Source organism: Micromonospora humida (assembly GCF_016901255.1).
In the GTDB taxonomy this organism is placed as follows: domain Bacteria; phylum Actinomycetota; class Actinomycetes; order Mycobacteriales; family Micromonosporaceae; genus Micromonospora; species Micromonospora wenchangensis.
On the sequence record NZ_JAFEUC010000001.1, the window covers coordinates 720,554 to 732,654 of the forward strand.

12 protein-coding genes are annotated in these 12,101 nt (G+C 72.9%); 6 read left to right on the plus strand and 6 right to left on the minus strand.

All coding sequences use genetic code 11. The features are described 5' to 3' along the window. The first annotated feature begins 112 nt into the window (after positions 1-112). The 6 genes from JQX11_RS02930 to JQX11_RS02955 are packed head-to-tail and all read left to right on the plus strand — an operon-like array spanning position 113 to position 6,108. Positions 113-1,048 carry a thiamine pyrophosphate-dependent dehydrogenase E1 component subunit alpha gene (locus tag JQX11_RS02930; protein ID WP_204923381.1) on the plus strand — a complete coding sequence of 312 codons (936 nt, stop codon included), beginning with the start codon at positions 113-115 and terminating at the stop codon, positions 1,046-1,048. Beyond that, positions 1,041-2,021 (plus strand): alpha-ketoacid dehydrogenase subunit beta, encoded by a 981-nt coding sequence (locus JQX11_RS02935; protein WP_204923382.1) that lies wholly within the window; start codon positions 1,041-1,043, stop codon positions 2,019-2,021. Before JQX11_RS02930 ends, JQX11_RS02935 begins: the two co-directional genes overlap by 8 nt. Then, positions 2,018-2,842, plus strand: coding sequence for an SDR family NAD(P)-dependent oxidoreductase (locus JQX11_RS02940; protein WP_204923383.1), 825 nt, complete (start codon positions 2,018-2,020; stop codon positions 2,840-2,842). Before JQX11_RS02935 ends, JQX11_RS02940 begins: the two co-directional genes overlap by 4 nt. 43 nt (positions 2,843-2,885) lie before the next feature. After that, on the plus strand, positions 2,886-4,208 hold the full coding sequence (locus tag JQX11_RS02945; RefSeq protein WP_204923384.1) for a helix-turn-helix domain-containing protein: 1,323 nt from the start codon (positions 2,886-2,888) through the stop codon (positions 4,206-4,208). After that, on the plus strand, positions 4,205-4,528 hold the full coding sequence (locus JQX11_RS02950) for a YciI family protein (protein ID WP_204923385.1): 324 nt from the start codon (positions 4,205-4,207) through the stop codon (positions 4,526-4,528). Before JQX11_RS02945 ends, JQX11_RS02950 begins: the two co-directional genes overlap by 4 nt. Further along, entirely contained in the window at positions 4,528-6,108 is a 1,581-nt protein-coding gene (locus JQX11_RS02955; RefSeq protein WP_204923386.1) for a hypothetical protein, read from the plus strand. Before JQX11_RS02950 ends, JQX11_RS02955 begins: the two co-directional genes overlap by 1 nt. 45 nt (positions 6,109-6,153) lie before the next feature. Here the strand turns inward: JQX11_RS02955 and JQX11_RS32910 are convergent, their stop codons facing one another. From JQX11_RS32910 to JQX11_RS02990, 6 genes are all read right to left on the minus strand, one after another. Further along, positions 6,154-6,591: a cold-shock protein gene (locus tag JQX11_RS32910; protein ID WP_307826034.1), complete on the minus strand. Its 438-nt coding sequence runs from the start codon at positions 6,589-6,591 to the stop codon at positions 6,154-6,156. 225 nt (positions 6,592-6,816) lie between these two features. Further along, positions 6,817-7,896: a cellulose-binding domain-containing protein gene (locus tag JQX11_RS32080; protein ID WP_232377011.1), complete on the minus strand. Its 1,080-nt coding sequence runs from the start codon at positions 7,894-7,896 to the stop codon at positions 6,817-6,819. A 169-nt stretch (positions 7,897-8,065) separates the two neighbouring features. Further along, positions 8,066-8,920, minus strand: a complete 855-nt coding sequence (locus JQX11_RS02975) for a sugar phosphate isomerase/epimerase family protein (RefSeq protein ID WP_307826035.1) — start codon at positions 8,918-8,920, stop codon at positions 8,066-8,068. 20 nt (positions 8,921-8,940) lie between these two features. Further along, positions 8,941-10,125: a substrate-binding domain-containing protein gene (locus JQX11_RS02980; protein ID WP_307826036.1), complete on the minus strand. Its 1,185-nt coding sequence runs from the start codon at positions 10,123-10,125 to the stop codon at positions 8,941-8,943. A gap of 11 nt (positions 10,126-10,136) precedes the next feature. Beyond that, positions 10,137-11,120: an ABC transporter permease gene (locus tag JQX11_RS02985; protein ID WP_204923389.1), complete on the minus strand. Its 984-nt coding sequence runs from the start codon at positions 11,118-11,120 to the stop codon at positions 10,137-10,139. A gap of 2 nt (positions 11,121-11,122) precedes the next feature. Beyond that, the gene (locus tag JQX11_RS02990) at positions 11,123-12,097 is read right to left on the minus strand and encodes an ABC transporter permease (protein WP_204923390.1); all 975 of its coding nucleotides are present in this window, start codon (positions 12,095-12,097) and stop codon (positions 11,123-11,125) included. Between the last annotated feature and the right edge of the window lie 4 nt (positions 12,098-12,101).

A 12,101-nucleotide genomic window follows, 5' to 3' on the forward strand; every position in this document is an offset into this window, starting at 1 on the left:
AGACCAATAACGGCCACAAACTTGCTTGTGCACTCTTCCATAGCCCTGGACTGCTGGTCTAGGCTCCTCAACCAACGAGCCGGAATAGGGCTCAATTATCTCTGGGGGTGTGATGGGGCAGCTCGACGACTATCGGCTGATGGCCCGGATCCGCCGGTTCGAGGAGCGGCTGACCGCCCTCAAGAACGCTGGCGAGATCCCGGGCTCGATCCACCTGTGCAACGGGCAGGAGGCCATCCCGGTCGGCGCGTGCCGGGCGCTACGCGACGGCGACCACGTCACCGCCACCTACCGCGGCCACGGCTGGGCGATCGCCCGCGGCGTCGACCTGACCGGCCTGTTCGCCGAGATGATGGGACGCGACTCCGCGCTGTGCGGCGGACGGGCGGCCTCGCCGTACCTGTCCGACCCGGGACGCTGGTTCGTCGGCGAGAACTCCATCGTCGGCGCCGGGGTGCCGATCGCCACCGGCGCGGCGCTCACCGCCCAGCGCACCGGCAGCGGAGCGGTCAGCGTGGTCAGCATCGGCGACGGCGCGATGAACCAGGGCAACGTGCACGAGGCGCTCAACCTCGCCGCCGTGCTCGACCTGCCGCTGGTGCTGGTGGTGGAGAACAACGTCTACTCCGAGATGTCCCGGATCTCCGACATGGTGCGCGTGAAGCAGCTCGCCGAACGGGCCCCCGGCTACGGCCTGCCCGCCCGGGTGGTCGACGGCAACGACCCCGACGCCGTCGCCGGGGCGGTCACCGAGGCCGTCGACCGGGCCCGGGAGGGCTCCGGCCCGTCCATCGTGGAGGCGATGACCGAACGCCTCGTCGGCCACTACAGCGGCGACGCCCAGCACTACCGTCCCGCCGGCGAGATCGCCGCCGCCCGGCAACGCGAACCCCTGGCCCGCATCCGCCAGGCCGCCGACGCCGACCTGACCGCCCGGCTCGACGCCATCGACGCCGAGGTGGCCGCCGAGATCGAAGCCGCCGTCACCGCCGCCCGCGCCGTCCCCCACCCGGACCCGGCGACCGCCGAGGAGCACGTCTATGTCTGAGTCGCTGCGCTACATCCAGGCCGTCAACGCCGCCCTCACCTGGGCCCTGGACAGCCGGACCGACACCATCTACTTCGGCGAGGACGTCGCGCTGCCCGGCGGGCCGTTCGGCGCGACCAAGGGGCTGCACAAGCGGTTCGGCTCCGAACGGATCTTCGACACCCCGATCTCCGAGACCGGTTTCCTCGGCATGGCCCTCGGCGCGGCCATGACCGGGCTGCGCCCCATCGCCGAGATCATGTACGCCGACTTCTCGTTCGTCGCGATGGACCAGATCGTCAACCAGATCGCCACCATCCACTACTCCAGCGCCGGCCGGTGGAAGGCCCCGCTGGTGATCCGGATGCAGCAGGGCTACTCCCCCGGCGCGTGCGCCCAGCACTCGCACTCCCCGGAGGCGTACTTCGCGCACACCCCCGGCCTGCGGGTCGCCCTGCCGGCCACCCCCGACGACGCGTACCAGATGCTGCGCACCGCCGTGGTCAGCGACGACCCGGTGGTGGTCGCCGAGGCCCGGATGCTCTACCCGACCCGGGGCCCGGTGCGCACCGACGCCCCGGTCGAGCCCGTCGGCGGAGCCCGGGTGGTCCGCCCCGGCACCGACGTCACCGTCGTGGCCTGGTCCCGGATGGTCTCCGCCGCCCTCGACGCCGCCGGCACCCTCGCCGAGGAGGGCATCGACGCCGAAGTGGTCGACCTGCGCTGGCTCAACCCGCTGGACTTCGACACCGTCGCCGCGTCGGTGGCCCGCACCGGACGGCTGGTCGTCGCCCACGAGGCGAACCTGACCGGCGGCTTCGGCGCGGAGATCGCCGCCCGCGCCGCCACCGAGTGCTTCACCGACCTGCGCGCCCCGATCGCCCGGGTCGCCGCCCCGGACGTGCCGATGCCCGCCGCGCCCGCCCTCCAGGCGGTCGTGGTGCCCGAGGCGGCGACCGTCGCCGACGCCGTCCGCCGGACGGTCCGGGCGTGAACGACACGGTCCCACCCGCCGCCACCGGCAGACCCGGCGAGCAGGCCGACGCGCACGGCACCGGCACCGGCACCGCACCCGCCGGCCTGCTCGCCGGCCGGCGGGTGGTCGTCGTCGGCGGTGCGTCCGGCATCGGCCGGGCCACCGTCGCCGCCGCCGCCGCGGCCGGCGCGGCGGTCGCCGTGCTCGACGCCGACGCCGCCGGCGCGGACACCGCCGCCGAGCAGGCCCGCGCCACCGGCGGCCGGGCCTGCGCGCACCGGGTGGACGTCACCGTCGAGACCGAGGTCGCCGCGGCGCTCGACGCCGCCGCCGCCGACCTCGGCGGGATCGACGCCGTGCTGCACGTCGCCGGGGTGATGCGCGGGCAGGGCCTCGACGTACGGGACGTGCCGGTCGCGCTCTGGGCCCAGGTCATCGCCGTCAACCTCACCGGGCCGTTCCTGGTCGCCAAGCACGCCACCCGGCACCTGCTCCCCCACGGTGGGGTGCTCGTGCTGGTCGGCTCGAAGGCGGGCGTGCAGACCGGCTCCGGCTCGGTACCCTACGGCGCGAGCAAGGGAGGGTTGCACGGTCTGGCGCTCACACTGGCCCGCCAACTCGGTCCACAGGGGATCAGGGTGCACACGCTCTGCCCCGGCGACATCGACACGCCACTGATGCGGCGGTCGCTCACCGAGGCACGGGCCAACGGCGCCGACGGCGGACGGATCGCCGCCGTCGAAGCCGCGCTGGGCCGCCCCGAGGACGTCGCCTCGGCGCTGGTCCTGCTGGCGTCGTCGGCGAGCGCCGGCCTCACCGGCACGGTCTGCACCGGCTGAGCACCCCACCCACCAGGGCAGCGGCACACCACGTGGAGGCATTGTGATCGGCATCATCGGCCCGGAGGACTCGATCCGGCTCGTCCGGGAGGTCGCGGCCGGGGAGGGCCGTGCGGAGGCGATCACCACCCGCGCGTACACCCGGCCGGAGCAGGCCCCCGACCTGGCCCGCGAACTCGACGAGATGTGCCAGGTGCTGCTGTTCACCGGGCGCATCCCGTACGCCTTCGCCACGGCCACCGGGGAACTGCGCGCCGAGATCGACTACGTCCGGCACGCCGGCATCGACCTCTACCGCACGCTGTCCCGGATCCTGCTGGCCACCGGCGGACGACTGCCCCGGGTCAGCGTCGACACCATCGAGGCGGAGACCGTCCGGGAGACGTACCACGACATCGAGGTCGAGCCGCCCACCGAGATCCTGCCCATCGCCGACTCGTCCGGGCTGCTCTTCTCCGGCCTCGACGAGATCACCGCCTACCACCGGGAACGGTACGCCTCAGGCGCGGTCGAGGCGTGCCTGACCTGCCTCGGCGCGGTGCACCGGGACCTCGAGGACAGCGGGGTGCCGGTGTGGCGTGTCGAGCACACCCGGGCATCGGTCCGCGACGCGCTGCGCCGGGCCTGGCTCGCCGCCGAGGTACGCCAGTCCCGGGCCACCCAGATCGCGGTCATGATGGTCGACCTGGGTGCCCCCACCCAGCGGGCACAGGACCCGTACCAGGCCGAACGGCAGCGGCTACGGGTCCGCGAGGCGCTGCTGGAACACGCCGAACGGATGCGCGGCCGGCTCGCCACCGTCGACGACCGGACGATGCTGATCACCACCACCCGGGGCACCGTGGAGAGCGCCCTGGCCCGGCACCGCGACGGGCACGCCTCCCTGCTCACCCTGCGCGGCGTCGACGTCGAACACGCCGTCGGTTTCGGTGCCGGCACCACCATCGCCGCCGCCGAGGACAACGCCCGCAAGGCCCTCGCCCTGGGCCGGCACAGCGGCGACACCCACGTGGTCTTCCCCGACGGGGAGGTTCACTCCAGCCGGCAGACCACCGTGCGTCCCCGGCTGCGCGAAACCGGCCCGGGCATGCTGCGCGTCTCCGAGCAGCTCCGGATCGGCCCGCTGTCCACCCGGCGGCTGCTGGAGGCGCTGCACCAGATGGACCCCGACCAGATCACCGCCCGGGGCCTCGCCGACGCGTACGGGGTGGAGGCCCGCTCGGCCCGCCGGCTGCTCAACGCGCTGCGCGCGGCCGGCTTCGCCGAGGAGGTCGGGGTGCACGTCAGCACCGGCGCGGGCCGCCCGCAGACCGTCTACCGGGTCGCCATGCAGCGGCTGCTCGGCGCGATCGGAGCCGACACGTGAGCCACACCGCCACCGGGGAGCTGCGCTTCACACCGACCTACCTGGTCACCGCCACCTTCGCCGCCGACGCCGCGCTCCGGCGGGAGCCGTACCGGGCCGCGCACCTGGCGCACATGCGTGACCTGCTCGCCGACGGCACCGCCCTCGTCGTCGGGGCCCGCGCCGACCTGCGCGCCTCGGTGCTGGTGCTGCGGGCCGCCGACGCGCCCGCCGCCCGCGCCCGTCTCGAACAGGACCCCTACTGGCGGCACGGGGTGTGGACCGCGATCGACGTGGTCGACTACCTGGCCGCCACCGCACCGACCATCGGGAGGTCATGATGACGTCGTTCCGCCAGCTTTCCGGGGTACGGGTGCTCGACGCCGGGCACGCCCCGTTCGCCGCCGACCTGCTCCGCGCGGCGTGGGGTGAGGGCGGTGCCGACGCGGTGCCCGTCCGGTTCGTCGCCGACCCGACGCTGCCCGAGGGCGGCCACCGCGTCGAGGTGCCGGAACAGGGTGAGGTCCGGCTCGTCGGCGACCCGTTCGCCGGCCTGGTGTACGCCGCCCGCGCCCTGGTCGCCGCCGCCACCCCCGCCGGGCTGCCGGTGGGCAGCACGGTGAGCGCCCCCGGGCTGCCGCTGCGCACCCTGTGGACCTGGGACCACTCCACCAACTGGGACACCCGTCAGCTCGGTCAGCAGGAGATCGGCGCGCTCAACCCGTACGCGAAGTCCGCCGACGCGTTCGGCGCCGACTACCGCCGCCTGGTCGACTTCTGCTCGCGGGAACGCATCGGCGGCATCGTCGTGTACGGGCTGCTGCGCGACGCCCACGGCGGGGTCGCCGCGGCCCGTGACCTGTGCGAGTACGCCAACGCCCGGGGTGTGCGGATCATCGCCGGGGTGGGCATCAACGCCTACGGCGGGATCTACTTCGACGGCCGGCACCGCTACAACCTGGCCACCTGGCTGCGGCAACGCCCCGACCTCGCCGCCGAGTTGCCAAAGAAGGTCGGCTTCGACATCGACGAGTTCGGTGACCTGCACTTCCCGGCCAGCGAGTACATGATGGCGGCCTGCCCGTCCCAGCCGGACAACCTGGCCTGGCACCGCGACGCCATCGACTGGCTGCTCGACACCCTTCCGGTGGGCGGGATCAACTTCGAGACCGGCGACTACGGCAGTTGCGCCTGCGCCCGGTGCGCCGCCCGCACCGGGGGCGAGCGCACCTCCTGGTCGTACGAGGCGATGCGGTCGGTGTACCCGACGCTGCTTGCGACCGCCCGGCGGCCCGGCCCGGCCGGGGTGCCGCTGCGCCACCTCGTCGAGGTGTACTGGGACAACATCTTCGACCTCGACGCCCAGAAGCCCCTGGCCGACCTGCCCGACGATGTCGCCTACCAGTACTGCGTGAACCGGGCCTTCTGGTACGACCAGCGGGACCGGTTGACCGCCGAGCACGTCGAGCGGCTCCCGCACACCACGAACGTGCTGCGCACCCACGCCGGTTCACAGTGGAACCGGCAGCGCCACTCCTGGGTCCCCGAGATGTACGCCGACATGGCCGGTCGGTCCGGGGCGGCCGGGATGCGCGGGTTGACCATCTTCGCCGAGCCGTCCGCGTACCACCCGACCAACGAGATCAGCTACCTGGCGTACGCCCGGTTCTCCTGGGACCCGGAGCTGGCCTGGGCCGACTTCTGGCGCGACGAGGTCGCGCCCCGGTTCGGCGGCGGGGCCGAGGCGGAGGCGTTCCGCGACGGTGCGGCGCTGCTCGACGATCCGGCGGCGACCGGTGCGGCGCTGGCCGCCGTGTCCGCCGACGCGCTCGGCATGGTCGCGGCCACCAGCGGCGAGGTGCGGCGGCGGTGGCTCTGGCTCGCCGAGCGGACCTCGCGGTACGCCTACGCCGCCGGCTGACGCCGGTGCGGGCCCACCACAGGGTGGGCCCGCACCGGACGGGGGTCAGTCCTCGATCCACCCGTGGGAACGGGCGAACTGCGTGAGGTGCTGCCGGATCTGGCTGATCTGGGCGCCGGTGAGCGTCGGCACCTGCTCGACCAGCAGGTCGGTGATGTTGGACCGGAAGGTGAACGCGGTCAGGACGTCGCACTCCTCGTCGTCGCCCCGGTCGGTCACCGGCAGCCGGGTCACGGTCGGCGCGCCGGACGCCGCCGGGCGGGACGCGACCGGGGCACCGGGGTTGAGCAGGCGCGCGTAGAGCGCCTTGACCCCGCGGTTGCCCTCCACCGACTCGAACTCCACCCGCATTCCGGGCGCGACCGACGGACGCTGGTCGCCGAAGTCGTTCGCGTGCACGAAGACGTCCTCACCACCGCCCTCCGGGCTGATGAAGCCGTACCCCTTCACGTCGTCGAAGCTGAGAATCGTACCGACCGCCACCGCGACCACCACCCAACGAAACAAGAGCCACCAGAACAGAAACGTCGCCGCGCCGTTTCCGGCGCAGCACCCATGGTAGTGCGCGGGGCCCGATCCGGAACCCCTACTCACGCGTGGTCGCGTGGTCATGGTCGTGCCCCGCGCCGGTGACGCGGGGCACGACCCCTAAAGCATCCTAGGACATCGGTGACCGGGTGGGTCCCGGTCGCGGACGCCGCCGCCGGACTAGCGGATGGTGAAGGTCAGCGGATTGGAGATGCCGACGCCACCGTGGGCGTCGTACGCCCGGACGGTGAAGGTGGACGACGTGGCCGCCGCCAGGTCGAGCTGGAACTGGAAGCGCTGTCCACTGCGGGTCGGCGTCGCGGCCACCCGGGTCCCGCCGAGATACAGCTCCACCCGGTCGACCACGTCCCCGGCGTCGGCGTCGGTGACGTCGGCGACCAGCGTGACGGTGGTCGGTTCGAGGAAGTACGTCTGCCCGCCGGGAGTGCTCAGCGCCACCGCCGGCGGCTGGTTGACGCCGCTGGTCGGGGGCGTGACCACCGTGATCAGCCGGGGCGGGGCACCGCCGGACAGCGACTGGTCGGTGCCGGCGGAGACGTTCAGCACGTAGGTGGTGCTGGTCCCGGGGGCCCCGACCGGCGGGGTCCACGACGCGTCGAACCGGTCGCCGGCGGACCTCGCCCCCTGGGCCACCGTGACGCCGTCCACCCGGAAGGACACCGAGGTGATGTAGTGGCCGCCTCCCACCGTCGCGGTCGCCGCCAGCGGGACGGGGCCCGGCGCGGTGTGGACCGCCCCGGCGGCCGGGCTGATCCAGGTGACGATCGCCGGGTAGTCGGCGACCGGCGGCGAGGTGGTCGGCCCGGTCGGCGTCCTGGTGGGCAGGACCCCGCCGGTGCAGGCGACCCCGTTGAGGGTGAACGACGGCGGCGGGGGGTTGCTGCCGTACCAGGTGCCGACGAAGCCGATGGTGGTCGAGGCGTTGGTGCCCAGGTTGGCGTTCCAACTGAGGTTGGTCGCGCTGACCTGCTGGCCCGACTGGGCCCAGGTGGCGCTCCAGGTCTGCGCGATCCGCTGGTCGACCGCGGGGAAGCCGAACCGTAGCGTCCAGCCGCTGATCGGGTCACCGAGGTTGGTGACCGTGACGTCGGCGCTGAAGCCGCCGGTCCACTGGCTGCTGACGACGTAGTTCACCCGGCAACCGGCCGCGGCGCTCGCCGCGCTGGCGCACAGGCCCGCTGCCAGCACGCCGACCATGGCGACAACGACGGCGATCACAGCCGTCAGCGACTTTCGCATGTCACACCCGCCACAAATCGTTGAGTATCAATAGGTATGACGACTGTCCTGCGGTTCCGCTTGCCTTGTCAAGACAAGGCAGAGAGTCCTGCCGCCGGCAGGACGTCGGGGTGGCCGGACGATGGTCCCGCCACCCCGACGGGACGTCCCGACGGCCGCCCCGAACGCCCTATCCCCCGGCGGGGGCGCCCGTCGTGACCGCCCGCAGGTGCCGCAGACCGTCGGTGGCGAGCCGGTCCTGCGAGGGGGCCAGCGGACGCCAGATCGCCGCCGCCGTGGCGATCGTGTCGTTCTCCCCCGTGAACGACTCGATGCAGACCGCACCCCGGTACCCGGTGGCCCCCAGCACCGCGAAGAACCGCGGCCAGTCGAAGTGGTCCGCGCCCGGGGCGCCCCGATTGGTGCCACTGACCTGGACGTGCTTGACGTACGGGCCGGCGGCGGCGAGCGCCGCGTACGGATCGGACTCCTCGATGTTCATGTGGTACGTGTCGATCATGATGCCGACGCTCGACGGCAACCCGTCGATCAGCTCGATCGTCTGCGCGACGGTGTTGACCACGCTCGTCTCGTACCGGTTCAGCGCCTCCACCCCGATGCTCACGCCGCACTCGCCGGCCTGCTCGGCCACCGGTGCCAGGGCCCGCCGGAAGTCCGCGTGGCAGGCCGCCCGCGCCGCCCACGACATCCGCCAGGTACGCCCCACCGAGGCGTACACCGGGCCGCCCACACAGGGTGCGCCGACCGCCGCCGCGCTCGCCACGCACCCCCGGAGGTAGTCGACAGTCGACTCCACCACCGCCGGGGCGGCGTCGACCAGCTCCCGCCCCGGCGGGGTGACCGCGCAGACCGCCGCCGCGACCAGACCGTGCGCGGCCAACAGGTCCCGGGTCCGGGCCGGATCCCAGTCGCCCGGCTGCTCGATCGGCAGCTCCACCGCGTCGAAGCCGAACGCCGCGATCCGCGGCACCAACATGGCGAGGGCCTCGTCGTCGACGGGCGACGCCCACACCCAGGGGTTCACGCCGAAGGCGTACACCGGGCCTACTTCCAGCGCTGCGGGTAACCGGGCAGGTCGGTGCAGCCGCACATCGCGTAGTGCAGCGGCGGCATGCCCGGGTCGAGGTACCGGTCCAGGTTCTCCTGGGTGATGGTCGGCTGGGGCAGCTTCCACGGGTTGGCCACCTGCTGCCCGTCGAGGATGCGCAGCGCGGCGATGACCGGCGTACGCCACTGGTACGTCGGGTACGTCGGCGCGATCGCGGTGAGGCCCTTGTCCTTCCAGACCTTCAGGAAGTCGAGCTGGTCCTCGCCGTTGATCGGCGGCACCGGCTTGCCCGCGTCCTGGAACGCCTCGACCGCCGCGACGGCGACCGCGCCCGCGTCCATCCACACGCCGTCGATGGTGCCGTACCGCTGGAGGTAGTCGTCGACGATCTTCTTGGTCTTGGCCGGGTCGCCGTCGGTGAACTCGACCCCCACCACGTCGACCTTCGCCTTGTCGAACGCCACCTTCGCGGCCGACCAGCGGGTTTCCAGCACGTCGACGCCGGGCAGGATGCGCAGGGCGAGGACCTTGCCGCCCGGCTTCATCCGCTGGCTGACGAACTCCGCCCCGACGTGGCCGAAGCCGTAGCCGCCGATCGGGTTGACGAACGTCACCGGGCACTTCGTGCTGACCCCACGGTCGAAGACGACCACCGGCAGTCCCGCCTTGCAGGCCGCCTCGACCGCCGGGGTGAGCGTGGCGGTGGTGTTCGGCGAGACGATCAGCGCGTCGCAGCCCTTGCCGAGCAGGTCGTTGATGTCGGCGATCTGCTTCTGGTCCTTGCCCTCGGCGTCGACGTGCACGAACTCGCTGATCCGGCTGCCCTGCGCGGCCACCTCGGCCTGCATGGTCTTGAACCCGACCTGCCGCCACGGGTTGTTCAACGCCGCGTTGGAGAAGCACAGCTTGTGCGGCCCGGCCTTCTTGAACTTCGAGGTGTCCACCATGGTCGGATTGAGCATCTGCTCCCACGGCTTGTCCGCCGGGCCGGTCGGGGTCGCACCGAGCAGGGCCAACTCGGCGTCGTAGTCGGCCTGCACGAAGAACTTCGACTGCTCCCCGGTGCCGGAGCCGGCGGCCGAGGTGGAACCGCCCGCCGGCCCCCCGCCCGGTTCGTCGGTGGCGCAGGCGGTCAGGGACAGCAGGGTGACGGCGGCCAGCGCCGCCAGGCAACGTCGCACTATGTTTCCCCTTATCGAGACGACGAACGGGTAGCCGAGACCGCCACGGCGAGCAGGATGATCGCGCCCTGGACGGTGGACCTGAGGGCGCCGGAGACGCCGTAGAAGTTCATCAACGCGAAGAGCAGTTCCAGGGAGAGCGCGCCGAGCATCGCGCCGACGACCGAGCCGCGGCCCCCGCCCAGCGCCACGCCACCGAGCACCACCGCGGTGATCGCCCCGAACTCCAGGCCCGCCCCGGCCTGGAACGACACCCCGCTGTAGCCGCCGAGCAGGATCGCCGCCACGGCCGCCGCGAGCCCGCTGAGGACGAAGGCGACCGTCCGGGTACGCCAGACGCGTACCCCGCTCAGCTGTGCGGTGCGCGCGTTGTCGCCGACGGCGACCAGGGTCCGGCCGAAGTCCGACCGCATCAGCAGCACGGCGAGCGCCGCGACGACCACCAGCACCAGCAGCGCGTACGGCACCCGGCCGAGCAGCGGCACGTCCTCGATCGCCCGCCGGCCGAACCGGCGGAACTCCTCGGAGAGCCCGCCCTTCGGCGCGCCGTCGGACCACAGGTAGACCGCGCCGACCAGGATCAGGAACATGCCCAGGGTGGTGATGAACGACGGCACCCGCAGCCGCGTCGTGACCAGCCCGTTGACCAGCCCGACCAGCGCGCCGAAGGCCAACAGGAGCAGCACCACCGGCCAGGTGCGGGCCGGGTCGCTGTCGATCAGCCGGGCCGCCACCACCACCTGAGCGGTGACCAGCGAACCCACCGACAGGTCGAACTCGCCGGAGACGATCACGAAGTACTGGCCGGCGGCGAGCAGGATGACCGGCGCCGACCGGCCAAGGAAGGACATCAGCGACGGCGGGTCGAGGAAGCCGGGCTGCCGGATGCCTACGAGCACCAGCAGCACCGCGAGGAGGGCCAGGATCGGCAGCACCCCGCCAGGGCGTACCCGCGGGCGGATCGGGGACAGCGCACGACGCGCGACGGTCGGCATGGTCAGGACGCCGCCTTCCGCAGGGCCCGACGGGCGTAGACGGCGACCGCGGCGATGATGATGACGCCCCGGATCACCTGCTTGAAGAAGGCGTCCACCTCGAGCTGGTTGAAGATCGCGTCGATGCTGGCGAGCAGCAGCACCCCGCCGACCGTGCCGACGACCCCGCCCCGCCCACCGGCGAGCGCGGTCCCGCCGATCACCACCGCCGCGATCGACTCCAGGTCGTAGAGGCCCTCGGTGCCCACCCGGGGCGCACCCGAACCGAGCCGGCTGGCCAGGTAGATCCCGGCGAGCCCGGCACACAGCGAGCACAGCACGTGGGCGGTGACGAGGACCCGGTCGTTGCGGACCCCGGAGAGCCGGGCCACCTCCGGATCACCGCCGACGGCGACCAGGTGGTGCCCGAAGCGGGTCCGCGACAGCGCGAACCAGACCGCCCCGGTCAACGCCAGCAGCAGCAGGAACGACAACGGCACCGGACCGACCCGCTGGTAGCCCAGCGACTGCACCAGCGCGGGCGAGGTGGCCCCGGCCGGTCCGTCGTAGTTGCTGTCGAGGTACCCCTTGAGCAGCAACCCCACGCCGAGGGTGGCGATGAACGCGTTGACCCGGAACCGGGTCACGAGCAGCCCGTTGAGCAGCCCGACCCCGGCGCTGACCGCGAGCGCCAGGCCGACCGCCGGCAGCAGCGCACCGTCGCTGCCGTTCATCGCCTCGGCCGCGACCAGGGTGCTCAGACTGATCACGTACGCCACCGAGAGGTCCAACGACCCGCCGAGGATGACAAGCGTCTGCCCGACGGCGACGAGCCCGAGACCGGCGGCGACGTGCAGCAGGCTCACCGTCGTGGCCTGGTTGAACAGCTGCCCGCCGTCGACCTGGACGACCAGCCAGCCGACCGCCAGGGTCAGGGCCAGCGCCACGAACACCCCCGGCACGGGGCGTCGGGCCGGCAGCAACGACAGGGCGCTCACTGGT